At 70.5% G+C, this 16,519-nt stretch carries 10 protein-coding genes; 3 read left to right on the top strand and 7 right to left on the bottom strand.

Annotated elements, in window-relative coordinates:
• The first annotated feature begins 99 nt into the window (after positions 1 to 99).
• A complete protein-coding gene (locus ACFWBQ_RS01290) occupies positions 100 to 288 on the top strand; it encodes an aldo/keto reductase (RefSeq protein ID WP_385482660.1) in 189 nt (62 codons plus the stop codon).
• 39 nt (positions 289 to 327) lie between these two features.
• Positions 328 to 2,100, top strand: coding sequence for an HEXXH motif domain-containing protein (locus ACFWBQ_RS01285; RefSeq protein WP_385482658.1), 1,773 nt, complete (start codon positions 328 to 330; stop codon positions 2,098 to 2,100).
• Between the two features lie 63 nt (positions 2,101 to 2,163).
• On the opposite strand, the gene ACFWBQ_RS01280 is transcribed toward ACFWBQ_RS01285, so the two are convergent.
• From ACFWBQ_RS01280 to ACFWBQ_RS01250, 7 genes are all read right to left on the bottom strand, one after another.
• Positions 2,164 to 2,874, bottom strand: coding sequence for a hypothetical protein (locus ACFWBQ_RS01280; RefSeq protein ID WP_385482656.1), 711 nt, complete (start codon positions 2,872 to 2,874; stop codon positions 2,164 to 2,166).
• 29 nt (positions 2,875 to 2,903) lie between these two features.
• Complete coding sequence (locus ACFWBQ_RS01275) at positions 2,904 to 5,123, bottom strand: glycoside hydrolase N-terminal domain-containing protein (protein WP_385482654.1); 2,220 nt, start codon at positions 5,121 to 5,123, stop codon at positions 2,904 to 2,906.
• Positions 5,120 to 7,096, bottom strand: a complete 1,977-nt coding sequence (locus tag ACFWBQ_RS01270) for a beta-galactosidase (RefSeq protein ID WP_385483136.1) — start codon at positions 7,094 to 7,096, stop codon at positions 5,120 to 5,122. Before ACFWBQ_RS01270 ends, ACFWBQ_RS01275 begins: the two co-directional genes overlap by 4 nt.
• A 14-nt stretch (positions 7,097 to 7,110) precedes the next feature.
• A complete protein-coding gene (locus tag ACFWBQ_RS01265; protein WP_385482652.1) occupies positions 7,111 to 9,372 on the bottom strand; it encodes a 1,4-beta-glucanase in 2,262 nt (753 codons plus the stop codon).
• Between the two features lie 46 nt (positions 9,373 to 9,418).
• Positions 9,419 to 10,402: a carbohydrate ABC transporter permease gene (locus ACFWBQ_RS01260; RefSeq protein WP_385482650.1), complete on the bottom strand. Its 984-nt coding sequence runs from the start codon at positions 10,400 to 10,402 to the stop codon at positions 9,419 to 9,421.
• Positions 10,399 to 11,493, bottom strand: a complete 1,095-nt coding sequence (locus ACFWBQ_RS01255) for an ABC transporter permease (protein WP_385482648.1) — start codon at positions 11,491 to 11,493, stop codon at positions 10,399 to 10,401. Before ACFWBQ_RS01255 ends, ACFWBQ_RS01260 begins: the two co-directional genes overlap by 4 nt.
• Before the next feature lie 103 nt (positions 11,494 to 11,596).
• Positions 11,597 to 13,270 carry an extracellular solute-binding protein gene (locus tag ACFWBQ_RS01250; protein WP_385482647.1) on the bottom strand — a complete coding sequence of 558 codons (1,674 nt, stop codon included), beginning with the start codon at positions 13,268 to 13,270 and terminating at the stop codon, positions 11,597 to 11,599.
• Between the two features lie 381 nt (positions 13,271 to 13,651).
• Here ACFWBQ_RS01250 and ACFWBQ_RS01245 point away from each other — a divergent pair, with 381 nt between their 5' ends.
• A complete protein-coding gene (locus tag ACFWBQ_RS01245; RefSeq protein WP_385482645.1) occupies positions 13,652 to 16,510 on the top strand; it encodes a glycoside hydrolase family 3 C-terminal domain-containing protein in 2,859 nt (952 codons plus the stop codon).
• Positions 16,511 to 16,519 lie beyond the last annotated feature (9 nt).

Genomic DNA, 16,519 nt, shown 5'->3' with positions numbered 1-16,519 from the left:
GGCTGGCGTGATCACGCGGGTTTCGGGAAGGGGTCTCAATCGTCATGATGGAGTAAACGGTGGCATCCTGTGCCACCGCTCGCGAAGGGGGAGCGCGCCTTGTACCAGCCGGTACCCGCCGACGGCACACCCGATCACCTCGAGTCGGACCTCATGGATCTGGCCTCCGTGCGCGTCGCCGATCTGCGACTGGTCCCGGACCCCGCGATGGGGCCACGACTGCTCGCAGAAATCCGCCGCGCGCGCAGCAACGCGATGGGCGGATCGGAACCAGGGCGGGCCGAATAGAGCCCTGCCGAGCACCATCCGTCCACGACAGGGAGCGATGTGTACGCCCCGATCCGTATGCCGGGCCCGTTGTTCGACGAGATCGCCGCAGGCGGCGGCTCGCCGGAGGCCGTCGCGTTCCTGGTCCAGGGCGAACGGACCCGCCGTCTTCTGCTGCTGCGTGAGCTCCTCGACCTGTTCGACGCGGACCCCGGCATCCTCGGCCCGCTGGACGCAGGGGCCGTCTGGCCCACCCTGGAGGCCGCCGCCGCGCTGGCACCCGATCCCGTCGAGGAGCTGCTGCTGAGCCCTCAGGTCGGCAGCTGGCTCGCCCACACGCTGCGCCGACTGCACGGAACGGCATCCGGGCCTCCGCTGTGGGCCGACGCCGGGCAGATCGCGGTGGTGGCCGCGACAGCGGCCGTTCACGCGGGCACGGACACCGAGCTGCTCCTGCCCGCCCGGGGGCGGGCCGTCAGCCTGCCCGCACTGGGCCTGATACGCCTGCCGGGCCCGGACCGCGACGATTTCCACGCGGTACGGACCGTGGTGTCCGGCGGGTCGCTCACGGTCGCCACCGATCACGGGCCGGACGTCGTCGTACACCCGCTCACGGATCCGGAATCGGCGCAGTGGCTGCCGGTGCACAGACTGGCCGCCGGTCCCGGAGCGCGTGCCGTACAGCTCGACGACCTCGACCCGTACCGCGATCTGGACGAGCCGATCGCCCCCGGCCGTCTCGACCCCGCAGAACTACGTGCCTGGCAGGGCCTGTTCCACGATGCCGTATCGATCCTGCGCCGGGGCGGCCGAGGTCCCGGCGGTCTGCGGCCCGAGGAGATCAGCCGGATCGTCCCCTGGCGTGCCAAGGACGGCGCTGCCGGGCTCCCGGTGCCGGCCGCCGGGCTCAGCGCCTCCACCGGTGACGCCTTCGCCTCCATGGTGATGGCCCGCCCCCAGGACGGCCTCTCCCTCGCGGAAACCCTCGTCCACGAGTTCCAGCACAGCAAACTCGGCGCGCTGCTCCATCTCTTCCCGCTGATGGAGGACGACCGGTCGGAGCTCTACTACGCGCCCTGGCGCGCCGATCCACGCCACCTGCCCGGCCTCCTCCACGGTGCCTACGCCTTCGTCGGCGTCACCGGTTTCTGGCGCGACCGGATCGGGGACACGACTGCCGACCCGGACGGACGGGCACCCTTCCTGTTCGCGCTGCGCCGCCTCCAGACCCGTATGGTGCTCCGCACCCTGGCCACGCGCGGACAGCTCACGGGCCCCGGACGGCGCCTCGTCACCAGGCTGTCCGAGACCGTCGACGGCTGGCTGAGAGACCCGCTGGAGCCCTCGACCGAGGACAGGGCCCGGGCCTCGGCGGTCAGCCACCGGGTGGAGTGGCGGCTGCGCAACCTGCGCTGCGGCGACGGCGAGCGGGACACCCTCGTCAAGGCGCTGCGCTCGGGTGCCGATCCGGCGCCGGGTGGTGAGCCGCTGGTCGCCCCGGACGCGGGTGGTGGGTACTGGCAGGACGACCGGGGCCGGCTGTACATGCGGCGGGAGCCCGGTTACGGGCCCACGCCGACGGCCGACGAGCTGCTGACCGCGGGAGACGCCGAGGCGGCCGGCGCGGCGTACACCCGACAGCTGTCCGGCCCCGGCCCGCTGGACCGGCACGCCCTGGCGGGCTGGCTGCTCGCGCACACCGAACTGCACCCGCGGGACAGACGCCTGCTCGCCCGCCCCGAGCGGTTCGCGGCGGTGCTGGAGGCCGGCCGGCCCGAACGCTGGGCGGACACCGCCCGATGGCTGGCGCGCACGGGGCAGGCACCGGCCTGATCCCGCTGAGCGCACCGGCGAGCCGGCCCCCCGCCAGGGGGACCGGCTCCTTGCCTCGGTGGATCAGCTGGAGGAGACGCCGAATCCATTGGTCACGAAGTCGAGACCGCCCGGCGACGACGTGATCTCGTAACCGAACTGGACGTCGCCGATGGTTTCGTTGCCCCACCAGCCCTTGGTGTCCTTGATCCACTTCAGGATCGGCAGGATGTTCACGGTTCCGGAGGCGGAGTCCGAGGTCCGCAGGAACGAGAAGACCTGGTTGGCGCCGTTGTCGCCCTTGTAGACGGCCCAGGTGTGGCCGCCCAGGGTCACGTTCCCCTGCGAGGTGCCGAGCGGGCCGACGGCACCGTTGTAGTTGACCCAGAGCATCACTTCGTAGTCGTAGTCGGTGTCCCAGATGTCGTACGACGTGTTGTAGGCGCCGGAGGACGGGACGGTGACGTTGTAGCTGCTGGTCAGCGACGAGAGTGAAGTGATCGACTTGTTCACGATCTTCTTGGCGTTGGGGTACGACTTGATGCCGCCGGTGTTCGGATGGTCGGCCCAGACACCCCAGTTGCTGGAGGAGTTGGCCCAGACCGTCTGCGCGCCCGCTCCGGAGCCCCAGATGTTGTTGTAGAGGATGTAGCCGTCGGACGTGGTGTAGTTGCCCCACTGGTCCGACGAGGACCAGATCGCGGCGTGGGCGGGTGCGGCGGCAAAGCCGATCAGGGCGGCCACCGCTGTCGCGGGGGCCAGCAGAAGCCTGGTGAGGGTGCGTCGTTGTGCCATGGTGTCCCTTCCATGGGTGGGGGGAATCGCTACCGCCTCCTCAGGGTGAGGACGCGGTCCACGCCGGCCGTCAGGTCCAGCGGAGCCTCGGGGTCGTCGGAGAAGGTTTCGGTGAGTACGAGCCCATGTCCCGGGCGTACGTCGACACGGGCGTCGCGGGTCGGGTGCAGGACCGCCGTCGCACCCAGGGCGGACCAGCTGAGGTCCAGCCCCGCTCCGAACCGGGTCCGGATGCCGCGGAGTTCGCCGGCCGGACAGGTCTCGGGAAGAGCGGGAAGAAGGACCAGGCGGCCGGGCGCCGACTGGACGAGCGACTCGATGACGGCAGCCGGCAGGGCATGCGCCGCATCCGCGTTGTAGACGTTGCGCGCCGGATAGTGCGCGCTCATCAGCGAGTCGTGGAAGAAGTCGCCCGCCAGCACCGCGTCCAGAGCGGCGGACACCCGGGACGGGTCCCGGAGCCGGGCCGCGATCAGCGCATGGTGCAGATGGCCGTGGGCGGAGTCGTTCTCCGAGCCCCGCAGTTCCAGGGCGCGGTGCGCGGCCGCTGCCTGTTGCGGGGTGTCGTACGGGTTGATCTCGTCCAGCGGCCACACCGGGTAGAGATGGCTGAGGTGACGGTGGTCGTACGTCTCCTCCAGACCCGGCCACGCCCACTCGGCGAGTGCCCCGTCCTCGTTCACCAGGTAGCCGGGGAGACGGGCGGCGAGCTCCCGCCAGCGGCCGGCGGAGGGGTGGTCGCAGGCGCGGTCGGCGGCCGTGGTCAGGGCGTGGCGGGCCGCGGCGATGTCCATGGTGGCGTTGACGGTGCCCCAACTCGCGTTCGCCGGGCGGTTCTCCGGGGAGTAGGACGGAACGATCGCGATGCTGCCGTCCGCGTCCTCGCGGGTCAGGAAGTCCTCGTAGAACAGCGCCGCTTCGACGAGAGCGGCGGTCAGACGGGGGTCCGTCGTGCCGGTCGTCACCTCGGCGTGTTCGAGCAGAGGCTGCAGCAGCCAGTCCGCTCCCGCCGTCCACAGATGCAGCGGATAGGCGCGCTGGAAGTGACGGGCGTGGCCCGACTCGCCGTCCGTATGGGACGGCGCGACGATGCCCCGGGCGCCGAAGATCGCACGCGCGTTGTCCTGCCAGTGGGCCAACTGTCCGTGAACCAGGGCGGCATGGGCCTCGGTGACCTCGGGCAGGGCGGCCGTGGCAGCCGAGGAGACCTGGAGGTTGAGGTTGGCGTTCGTGGTGAACGCCCCGGACCACGCGGTGTCCCAGTCGCCGGTCCACAGTCCGGTCAGGCGGGGCGGCAGCAGGCCCGAGGAGGAGAGCAGGTGGTAACGGCCCGCCGCGAAGAGGCGCTCCAGGAGCGCCGGACTCCTCGGGCTGCGGAGCAACTCGCTGCCGGGCAGCTCCCGGTCCTGAACCGCGTCCCGCAGCGAGAAGGACGTGCGTCCGAACGCCTCACGGTGCAACGGCTGATGACGGGCGAGCAGGGTGGCGTAGTCCTCGTGCGGCAGGGCCGCCCACAGGGCGCAGAGTTCCAGGTGGCCGACCCCGCGCCGGACCCGGGTCGTCAGCGTGAGGCTCCGCGCCCCCTCGACCCGGATGCCCTCGCCCGCGACGGACACCTTGCCGCCGTCCACCGTGGCCATGGTCACCCCCGTGAAGGTGACGTCGCTGCCCGGATAACCCACCCGCAACGCCAGCTTGGCGCCGTCCCCGGTCAGCACGGTCGAGCGGCCGACCGCCAGGTGCGCCGGAGCGCCCGGCAGGCCGTGGTCCAGGACGAGGTCGGCAGTCAGCCCGAGATCGGTGATGTGCTGGACGATCACGTCGTCGGCCCTCGACACGAAGACCCGGCTGCGCCAGGCCTCGTACGAAGCGGTGGCCTCACCCGTCGTGAAGTCGACCTCGCGCCGGTAGCCGGCGACGGCCTCGTGCAAGCCCCGGCTTCGGCGGACGCGGGTCTGGAACGCGGGATGGAAGGGCTGCACCCACACCAGCGGACGCCCCGCGCCGAACTCCTCGGCCGCCGCGGTGTCCCCGGAGAGCAGCGCGTCCTGGAGGCGGCCGAGCCGGTCCGCGAGCTCGGGCGGCCGTGCGTCCTCGCTGCCGTTGGGCCGGACCAGGGTGTGGTGGTTGACGATCACCCGGTCGTCCGCCGGATCGCCGTACACCATGGCCCCGTGATGCCCGTTGCCGCTGAGGAAGGCGTCCTCCCAGCGCGTGGCGGGGCTGGGCTCCCACGTACCGTCGATCATGCCGAGGCTTCTCTGAGGACGGCCACGCCGTAACGGCCCAGTTCCACCTTGCCATCGGTCTCTGCACCCGTGAGGAGATCGGTGTGCCGGCCGGGAACCATGACCGTCACCGCGGACCGCCCGTGGTGGAGCAGGAAGAGCAGGGAGCCGCGGCGCACCGCCTCCACCCCCGCAGGCAGCCCCTCCAGCACGGGGCGTGCGCCCGACTTCGCCGCCACCCGGCCCAGCAGTTCGCGCAGGGCCTCCGGCTCGGGCAGTGTCGACACGTACCAGGCCGTGCCCTTGCGGAGCACCGCGGGCAACCCGTCCAGTTCGCCGCCCCGGTAGGCGGAGACCGTCTCCGCCCTGCTGTCGGGCTCCAGCTCCTCCGACCACAGGCTGCCGCGGAAGCCGTCGCACTCCACCGATGCGCCCGCATCCAGCGGCCACCACTCGTGCACCGTGCGGATCCCGAGCAGCTCGCGCAGCCGGCTGTCCATGCCGCCCGGCCTGATCCGGTCGTCGGTGTCCGCGATTCCGGTGAAGAACCCGCAGACCAAGGTGCCGCCACCGCGCACGTACGAGACGAGGTTGTCGATCGCCGCATCGCTCAGCAGGTAGAGCTGCGGGACGACGACCATGCGGTAGGCGGTCAGGTTCGCCTCGGGGCGGGCGAACTCCGTCCTGGTCCCGTTCTCCCACAGTCCCCGGTGCCAGGCCTGCACCACATCCGGGTACGCCACGAGCGAGGACGGCCGGCCCTCCTGGGCGCTCGCCCACCACGCGTCCCAGTCGTGCAGGACCGCCACCTCGGCCGCCACGGGTTCGCTGCTCACCTCGGCACCGATCAGGGCCAGTTCGGCGCCGAGCTGCTTGATCTCCCGGAACACCCGCCCGTGTTCGCCCGCGTGGGTGAGCATCCCGGAGTGGAACTTCTCCGATCCCTGCCGGGACTGCCGCCACTGGAAGTAGCAGACGGCATCCGCGCCCCGGGCCACCGCCTGCAGCGACCAGAGCCGGTTGAGACCGGCCGGCTTGGGGTGGTTGACCCCGCGCCAGTTGACCGGGCCTGCCGCCTGCTCCATCAGCATCCACGGGCCCGCGGCCTGGGAGCGCGTCATGTCGGCGAGCATGGCGTTGTACTGGCCGCCCTGCGGGTCCTGGGGGTCCGGATAGATGTCCACGGAGACGACGTCTTCCTGCTCCGCCCACGCCCAGCCGTCCTGGCCCGACCACAGCGGCATGAAGTTGGTCGTCACCGGGATGTGCGGGCTGTGCCGGGCGACGATGTCCCGCTCGGCGATGTAACACTCCATCAGGGCGTCGGAGGTGAACCGTTTGAAGTCCAGAACCTGCGCCGGGTTCTTCATGTACTGGGCCCGGCGGGGCGGCAGGATCTCCGCCCAGCTGTCGTAGCGCTGGCTCCAGAAGGCCGTCCCCCACGCCTCGTTGAGCGCGTCGAGGTCGCTGTGGCGGGCGGACAGCCAGCGGCGGAAATGGGCAGCCGTCCCGTCGCACCAGCAGTGCGTGCAGTATTCGTTGTTGATGTGCCACACGGTGAGCGCCGGGTGATCCGCGTACCGTGCCGCGAGGTCCTCGGTGATCGCGGCGGCGTAGCGGCGGTAGACCGGCGAGCTGGGGCAGAAGTGCTGCCGCGAGCCGTACGAGACCAGCGTGCCGTCCTCGGCGCGCGGCAGCGTCTCCGGGTGCAGTGCGCCCATCCACGGCGGCGGCGACGCCGTCGGGGTGGCGAGCACGACACCGATGCCGTGCGCGTGCATCAGGTCCATCAGCCGGTCCAGCCAGCCGAACTCCCGTGCACCGGGGCGCGGTTCGATCTTCGCCCAGGAGAACACGCCGAGGGTGACGGAGTTGACCCCGGCCTCCTTCATCAGCCGGGCGTCGTCGGCCCACACCTCCTCGGGCCACTGCTCGGGGTTGTAGTCGCCTCCGAAGAGGATGCGGCCACGGGTGGCGTCGTGCAGGGACGGCATGGACTTCTCGTTCCTCATTCGGGGTCTGCGTACTGGATGCCGCGGCCGTTGGTGCCCAGGTAGACGCGGCCGTGGATGCGGGGATCACCGGTGATGACCTCGCCGGTCCACCCCCACTGGTGCGAGTCGTCGTTGATGCGGACCCAGGTCCTGCCCGCGTCGTCCGAGCGGAGCACCGCGACGCCGTCGTGCGTGGCGGACACCCGGCCGGTCTGGAAGACGGCGGGGTAAGGGGAACGGTGGCCCCGTCGCTTCGCGCCGGCGGCGGCCTTGCCGAAGCCGAGGGCGTGCGAGGCCTGGCAGCCGGCCACCGCGGTGAACGTCCACCCGCCGTCGGTCGAGCGCAGCAGCCCGTTGTCCTTGGCCGACAGCCACAGGTCGCCGGAGCGGCCGGGCGCGGCGGCGATACGGAACTGCACATCGCCCGAAGGGAGACCGGAAGCACCCTGGGTGAAGGTGACGCCCTTGTCCGTGGAGACGAACACGGCCCCGGTGTCCGTGTCGTAGACATAGAAGCGGGTGGGGTCGAGAGGGTCGGCGACCGGGGTGCCGCCCTTGGGGAACGTGGAGATCTCGGCCCAGGTCGTGCCACCGTCCGTGGAGCGGTGCGCGGCGTATTTCGTGCCGTCCCAGTGGACGAAGGACCACAGCAGTGTCGCCCCGTCGGCGGATACCGCCACCGGTCCGGGAGCGGACGCCGCGATCGCCGGCTGGGAGGCGAACGGCTGCCAGCTCGCGCCACCGTCGTGCGAGTACGCTCCTGCGGCGTCCGAGCCGGACGGCCAGCCCGTCCGTACGACGTACGAGGGATTGAGCGCGGCCAGGGCGAGGCCCGTCGCCGTCCCGAAGACCGGGTTCGACGCCATACCGCGCGACGGGGACGCGTTGAGGGAGTCGTGGTACATCACACCGATGTCACCGAGCCCGCTGAGCAGCCGGGCGCCCGACGGAGGCGCGATCAGCTGCCGCACCGCCGACTCCTCCAGACCTCGGATCTCCGGCGCCCAGTGCACCAGGTCGCGCGTCCCGAAGATCGTCGCGCCGGTGCCGTACACCAGGTGCTCCGAGTCGTACGGGTCGACGGCCACGGCCTGGATCCACCAGCCGAATTTCGGAGTCTCACCGCCCCACTTCAGATACGGCGTCTCCGACGCGTCGAGGACCGCCGTGTCCTTGAGCGAGGTCCAGCTCTCCCCGCCGTCCGTGGAGCGGAACAGGGTGTCCACCGGTCCCCAGCGGTTGTTCGTGGAGACGACGACCGTGCCGGGGCGGGTGGCGTCGACCGCGACCCCGCCGTAGCCGAACGCGTCTCCGGTGGCCGGCGCGACCGGGGTGACGTCCGTCCAGGCGCCGGTGACCGTGTCGAGCCGATGGACCGAGCCATCGGCCTGGTTGTTGGGGCCGGGTCCGTTCGCGTAACTCACGTACAGGGCCCGGGTGCCGGCGTCGTACGCGGCACGGATCGGTACCTTCGACGCGGCCGTATCGGCGGACGGCTGACCGGGGACGGGCTCCCAGCTGCCAGAGGCGTCCGTACGGTACAGAGCGGTGCCGCCGTCACCCCAGCCCGCGTACACCGTGCGGCCCGCCGCCACCAGCAGCGTGACGCCCTGGCCGCTCGCCGACGCGGTCGCCGGGAACGAGGTGTCGGCGGCCCAGGTCGCCCCGCGGTCCGTGGAGCGCAGCAGACCGTCGTGCCGTGTGCCGAGCCAGAGCGTCTCGCTGTCGCGCGGGTCGACCAGGAGCCGTTCACCCGCGCCCCGGCCGTCCTCGTTGGCGCCCAGCCGTACCGTGAGGTCCGTACGCGCCCAGCTGGCACCCCGGTTCTCGGATCTGAGCACCGCGCCCGGACCGGCCCACGACTGTGCGTACGTACCGAGTGCCAGATACAGCCGGTCCGGGTGGGCCGGGTCGACGGCCAGGGCCTCGACGCCCAGCAGATTCCAGTCGTCCCAGCCGAGGTGGTCCGTCAGAGCCGTCCAGCGCGCCCGGTCGTCGTCCCACCGGTAGGCGCCCCCGATGTCCGTACGGGCGTAGGCCAGGCCCCGGACGGCCGGGTGGAACAGGATGCCCGTCACGAAACCGGTCCCGCCGATCGCCGCCGTCCGCCAGCGGTGCGGCTGGGTCTTCCCGGGCCGCGCGACCGCCGCGGCCGGGGCGGCCAGGGGCAGCACGGCGGCGGTGGCGGCCACCGCGGCCGCACCGGCGAGCACGGTGCGGCGCCGGGGCGCGTTCTGTTGTGCGGGTTCGGGCTGCGGGACGGACGAAGCGCGCATGACGAACACACCTTCGGGTGGGTAGCAGGGGTGGGAGTGGTGGCGATCAGCCCTTGACGGCGCCGGTGAGCATGCCCTTCTGGAAGTGCTTCTGGACGAACGGCGACAGCACGGCCACCGGAATCAGCGCAAGGACCATCACCGCCATCTGCACCGCCAGGCTGTTGATCTGCCCGCTGCTCACCGCCGCGCCCATGGCGCCGGGCGGCACCTGGTGCTGGAGGACCAGTTGGCGCAAAATCATCTGCAGCGGGTACTTGTCGCTGTCCTGGATGTAGAGCATCGCGTTGAACCACTGGCTCCAGTAGCCCACCGCGTAGAACAGCGAGATCACCGCGATCACCGCACGGGACAGCGGCATGATGATCTGAAGCAGGATCCGCCACTCACCCGCGCCGTCGATGCGTGCCGCGTCGATCAGTTCGGGCGCGGTGTCCATGAAGAAGCCGCGCAGGACCAGGATGTTGAAGACGCTGATGGCGCTCGGCAGGATCATCGACCAGTAGCTGTTGCTGAGGCCGATTCCCGTGACCAGCAGATAGGTCGGGATGAGGCCCGCGCCGAAGAACATCGTCGCCATCATGGTCATCAACAGCGGCCGATGCGCGAAGGAGTCCTTGCGGCTCAGCCCGTAGGCGCACAGCACCGAGATCACCATGCTGAACACCGTGCCGACGACGGTCAGGCCGATACTCACCAGCGCGGCCCGAGTGACGGCGCCGCCGCTGAGAAGTTCCTTGTACGCGACGAACGTGACGCTCTGCGGCCAGACGACCAGTCCGCCCGCGTCGTTGATCGCCTTGGTGTCGGAGAGGCTGGTGACCACCACGACCCAGATGGGTATGAGGATCACCGCACAGATCGCGAAGAGTCCGACGCCCTTGAAGGCGAGGCCCGCCTTGGTGGGCTCCTCCTCCCACACCGGGCGCGGTTCGATGCGAAGGGCGCGCTGGAGCGGGGTCTCCACGGGTCCAGCTGCGGGCCGCGCCGGCGGGTTGCCGTTCTTTTCCATGTCCAGGAGAGTCGTCATTTCTTGGAGTACACCCCCTGCTCGCCCATCATGTGGGCGACCTTGTTGGCTCCCAGCACCATGGCGACGCTGAACAGTCCCTTGAAGATTCCGGCGGCGGCCGCATAGCCGAAGTCGCCGGTTTTGATGCCCGTCCACCAGATGTAGGTGTCGAGGATCTCGGACGCGCCCGCGCCCACCTGGTCGCGCTGGAGCAGGATCTGCTCGAAGTCGAGGTTCAGCGCACTACCGACCCGCAGCACGAGCAGCAGGGCGATGACCGGGCGCAGCGCGGGCAGGGTGATGTGCCACATGCGGCGCCAGCGGCCCGCACCGTCGACGGCCGCGGCCTCGTACAGGTCGGTGTTGACGGCGGCGAGCGCGGCGAGAAAGACGATCACACCCCAGCCCGCGTCCTTCCACACGGCCTGCGCGGTCACCAGGAACTTGAAGAAGCCCGGGTTGGTCATCAGGTCGAAGCCCTCGTGACCGTGTTCGCGCGCCCACTGCGCGACCAGCCCGGCCCCGCCGAACATCTGCTGGAAGACGGTGACGACCAGGACCCAGGAGAAGAAGTGCGGCAGATAGACGATCGCCTGGACCCAGGCCCGCAACCGGGTGCTCATGATCGTGTTGAGCAGCAGGGCGATGGCGATCGGGATGGGAAAGAAGAGGAGCAGCTGGGTCAGAAAGATGACCAGTGTGTTCAGCAGGACTTCCCAGAAGCGGTAGTCCTCGAAGATCCGGGTGAAGTTGTCGAAGCCGACGAAGGGGCTGCCGGTGATGCCCAGGTCGTACACGTCGTAGTCCTGGAAGGCCACGACGTTCCCGAACAGCGGGATGTAGTTGAAGATCAGCAGCAGCACCATGGCCGGCACCGTCATCAGGATCAGCGTGCGGTCCCGGCGGAAGCGCAGGCGCCAGGTGATGCCTCCCGGCGCGGCCGGTGCCTTCGTCTTCTGCCGTCCCTGCTTCGATGGCCGGGCGGGCGGCCCGCCCGCCCGCGACCGGCCGCGCGCGCCGTCGTTGTCGCCGTTGTCCTCGCCGGAGAGGGCGGTCGCCCGCCCCGCCGTGCGGTCCGCGTCGGTCGCCACCGTGGCCCGAGGCTTCACCCTGTGCTCCCCATGTCGTGCTCTCCACCCCGGCCGCCGGGCTCCTCGCGCCCGGCGGCCTGCTGTTCTGTCGTTGTGCGTACGTGCAGGTGTGGCGTACGCGTCAGACGCCGGAGCCGTTCTTGTCGAGAATGTCCTGGTACCAGTCGCGGAGCTTGTCGCCGCCGCTGTTCTTCCAGGTGGTCACCGCGGCGTCGATGTCGCTGACCTTCTTGCGGCCGCGCCGGATGTCCTTCTGCAGGTCGTCGAAGGGGGTGTACAGGGAGGCGTAGCGCTGCGGCTCGACGATCTGCATACCGAAGAAGAGCGGCTTCTTGACGTGCGGGGCCTGCCGGGCCATCCAGCCGGCGTAGTCCTGCACCAGCTGCGGCTCGTCGGGGAAGGCGACGGTGTGCGGCGGCGAGGCGAGGAAGAGGAAGGTGGAGGGCTGCGCCTCCTCGATGCCCTGCGGGGTGAAGGTCGGCACCCCGCCCTCGACCTTGTAGTGGGTGCCCTCGACACCGTAGTTCGTCAGCATGAACTCCTTGGTGCCGTACGGCGCCGCGGCGAAGTCGGCGATGCCGAGGAACTCCTCGATCTTCGCCTTGGGCAGGTCCTTGCTGAGGAAGGTGTAGATCGACGCCGGGTCGTCCTGCCACAGGACCGGCTTGCTGCCGTCCTCGCTGAAGAAGTCCAGTGCCTGCATGTCGAACTTCGGGTTGGCGGCGGCCTGCTCGGTGACCATGCCCTTCCAGCCGCCCGTGCCGTCGTTGTACATGAGGATGTGGCCGCTGGTGAAGCGGATCTTGGCGTCGGCGTCCTTGTTGGCCTCGGCGTCCGGGTGGACGTAACCGCCGTCGTGCAGCTTGCGGGCGAAGGCGAGTGCCTCGCGGTACTCCTGCGTCTCGATCTTGTGGACGAGCTTGCCGCCCTCCAGCTGCCAGTAGTGCGGGGCGTCGGGCAGCACGCCGAAGATCTTCTGGATGCAGGTCCAGAGGTCGTCGAACGCCCACACCTTGCTCTTGGGGGCGGTGTGCTCCTTGCCGAAGGCCAGCAGGTCGTCCGCGCTGGCCGGCACGGCGCCGGAGCCGATCAGGTCCTTGCGGTAGAAGATCGCGTTGCCGAGGATCGGGGAGGGCATCGGCAAGCCGCGGAGCTTGCCGCCGAAGACGGAGTACTGCCACGCGCCGGTCGGGATGTTGGCCAGGTTCGGGTACTTCTTGACGGCGTCGCCCGCCAGGTAGGGCCCCAGGTCGGCGAACTTCGCGGTGATCGCGTTCCGGATCTGCCCCTGCATGTTCCAGCCGGGGATGGTCATGACCTCCGGGATCTCGGAGCCGGCGAGGACCGCGCCGATCTTGTCCTGGTAGGTGTTGCCGTCCTGCGGGTCGAAGCTGAGCTTCGCGCCGACCGCCTTGTTCACCGCCGTGTAGTAGGGGTTGTCCTTCTTCGGGACGGTGCCCCACAGCGGGGTCATGATCCGGAACGACGACCCCTTGCCCGGAACGGACTTCACCGAGGCGGCCAGCGGGTCGGGCAGCTTGGTGAACCCCGGGCTGGAGCCGTTGACGCTCGCCACGTCGGGCTGGACCAGATTCGACGGGGCGTAGCTCGGCAGAACCTTCTTCAGTGCCTTGCCCGTCGTCGTGCCCTCCTTGCTCCCGGAACCGGAACCGCTGCCGCCGCACGCGGCGAGCAGTGGCGCTCCGCCGGCCACGGCCACTGCGGCGAAGGCACCCGATGCGAGGAAGCTTCTCCGGCTCGGGGCGGTGGAGGAGGGAGAGGAATTCGGCGTCATTGCGTCAACCCTTCGTGGTGCACCAGGACGATCCGGCGGTGGCGAGTGCCGTCCGGCTCCTGTGTCTGAGGTAGCGGGCGTTACCGGCCGAGCCGGCAGCACTGCACCGGCTGAGCGAAGCGGGTCAACCCAATGTGTCGTCGAAGCGCTTCGATGTTGCAGCGAGATTAAGTGAAGCCAACCGGCCGCACAAGAGTCGGATTCCAGATTCCTCGGACCTGTTTCCTAACTGTTTCCTGGTGGAACAGGGCCCGCGTACCCGTGGAGGTCGGGTTGCACCCTTGACACCTGCGGATTGTGCGCAGAGCATCGAAGCGCTTCGAAGATCCTTCGATACGCGCCTGCCCCACATACCTCCCACCTTTCCAAGGGGACCCGCACGTGACGGACCATCCGCTTCCCTTCCGCGACCCGCAGCTGACCTTCGCCCGGCGCACCGCCGATCTCCTCGGGCGGCTCACGCTCGACGAGCGGATCGCGATGCTGCACCAGTTCGCGCCCGCGGTGGAGCGCCTGGGTCTCGGGCCGTTCCGTACCGGACAAGAGGCTCTGCACGGAGTCGCCTGGATGGGCCCCGCCACGGTCTTCCCACAGGCCGTCGGGCTCGGCGCGACCTGGAACGACGAGCTGGTCCGGCGGGTCGGCGAGGCCGTCGGCAACGAGGTGCGGGCCAAGCGCGCCGAGGACGACCGGGTCGGGCTCAACGTCTGGGCCCCGACAGTGAATCTGCTGCGCCACCCGCTGTGGGGCCGCGGTGAGGAGGGATACGCCGAGGACCCGGCCCTCACCTCCGCGATCGCCGTCGCCTACACCCGGGGGCTGCGCGGCGACGATCCCCGCTACTGGCGCACGGCCCCCGTTCTGAAGCACTGGCTCGCGCACAACAACGAGACCGACCGCGACACCGCCTCCTCGTCGGTCAGGCCGCGCGTCCTGCACGAATACGATCTGCGGGCCTTCCGCGGTGCGGTCCGGGCCGGTGCGGTGGCCGGTGTCATGCCCGCCTACAACCTGGTCAACGGCCGCCCCAACCACGTCTCCCCGCTCCTCTCCCAGGAGCTGCGCAGCTGGACCGAACAGCCGCTCGTCGTCTGCTCGGACGCCGGAGCGCCCTCCAACCTGGTCGACTCCGAGCACTACTTCGACACGCACGAGGAAGCCACCGCTGCCTCCTTGAAGGCCGGCGTCGACAGTTTCACCGACCACGGCCAGGACTCCACCGTCATGACCGGACGCATCCGCGATGCCCTCGCCAAGGGCCTGCTCGACGAGGCGGACATCGACAACGCGGTCCGCCGGATGCTCGAACTGCGCTTCAGGCTCGGCGAGTTCGATCCCGAGCTCGATCCTTATGCGGACGTCACCGACTTCGACACGGCCGAGCACCGGGCGCTCGCCCTGGAGGCCGCGGAACAATCCGTCGTCCTGCTCCAGAACGACGGACTGCTGCCGCTCGAACCGCGTGACGGCCGGACCGTCGCCGTCGTCGGTCTGCTCGCGGACGCCTGCAAGCTCGACTGGTACAGCGGCACGCTCCTGCACCGCTCCACCCCGCTCGACGCACTCCGTGAGCGGTACGGCGCCGAGAACGTCCTCTTCGCCGAAGGCGCGGACCGGGTGCGGCTGAAGTGCGCAGAGGGCTGGCTGCAGGTGCCCGAGGCCGGTGCGACGACGGACGGCGAGGCCCGTGGCGCGGAGGGCGCCCTCGACCCCGCGCTCCTCGCCGGCCGTACCGACCTTCCCCCGCTGACCTGCGGCGGGACGGCCACCGAGCTCAACCTCGTGGACTGGGGCGACGGGGTCCTCACCCTCCGTACCGACGAAGGCCTGTATCTCTCCGTCGCGGACGACGGCTGCGTACGGGCATCCGCGGACGAGCCGGGAGGCTGGGTCGTCCAGGAGACGTTCCGCCTGGAAGCGGTGGAGGGGCATGACGGCGGACACCGCCTTCTGCACATCGGGACCGGTGGGTACGTCACTGTCGCCGCCGACGGCGCAAAGGTTGCCGAGTCCGGCGAAAAGATTTCCGCGGCCCGCGCCACGGTCTTCGAGACCGAGACCGTCGAACGCGGTGAGGACGCCGTGGCCCGTGTCGCCGCAGCCGCCGACACGGTGATCGTCATTGCCGGCAACGACCCCCACATCAACGGCCGCGAGACCGAGGACCGTACGACGCTCGCCCTCCCCGCCCAGCAGGACCGGCTGTGGCGCACGGCGCACGCCGCCAACCCGCGCACCGTCCTCGTCCTCACCTCCGCCTACCCGTACGCGGTCACCGAGGCGGCGGCCGAGCTTCCCGCCGTGCTCTGGACCGCGCACGGCGGCCAGGCCGCAGGCACCGCGCTCGCCCGGATCCTCGCCGGTGACGTGTCCCCGGCCGGACGGCTTCCGCAGACCTGGTACGCCGGTGACGCCGATCTCCCCGGTCTGCTCGACTACGACATCATCGGCTCGCGACAGACGTACCTCTACTTCGACGGCACCCCGCTCTACGCGTTCGGACACGGGCTCGCCTACACGGACTTCACCTACTCCGCCCTGAAGGCGGCGGTGCAGGGGGAGGACCTGCGGGTGTCGCTGACCGTCACCAACGACGGCGCCGTCGCCTCCGACGAGGTGGCCCAGCTCTACGTCCGGGCGGCGGGCTCCTCGGCGGACCTGCCGCTGCGCAAGCTGGTGGGCCACCGCCGGGTGCACCTCGCGCCGGCTGCTGCCGAACACGTCGAATTCCTCGTCCCCGTCGCGGAGCTGGGCCACTGGAGCGTGGCGCACGGCCGCTGGACCGTCGAGCCGGGCGCGTACGAGATCCTGGCCGGGGCGTCCAGCACCGACATCCGGCTCACCGCCACCGCGGTCGTCGACGGCGAGGCGTCCGGCCCGCGCCCCGTCGTGGAACGCGGACTGGAGGCCGCCGACTACGACGAGCAGCAGGGTACGGAGATCCTCGACCGTACGAAGGCGGCGGGCGACACCGTTGCGGCCGTCGAAGGCATCGGCCAACTCCTCTTCCGGGCCTGTGACTTCGGCGAAGGCGTGCGTGGGGTCACCGCGTCCGCCTCGGGTGCCGGATCCGTCACGGTGACGGCGGACGGGCGGACGGCGGAGATCGTGGTCCCCGCCACCACGGGACCGTACGACTACCGCACGGTCGAGGCCGCGCTCGACGTCCATGGAGTGCACGACGTGCGCGTCACCCTGCAGGGGTCCGTACGCCTCGCCGCCATCGGGTTCACCGCGTGACGCCCGTGC

The organism is Streptomyces sp. NPDC060035 (assembly GCF_042736635.1).
GTDB lineage: Bacteria > Actinomycetota > Actinomycetes > Streptomycetales > Streptomycetaceae > Streptomyces.
Note: the sequence above shows the minus strand (reverse complement) of the source record. Positions and strands in the feature narration are given on the sequence as shown.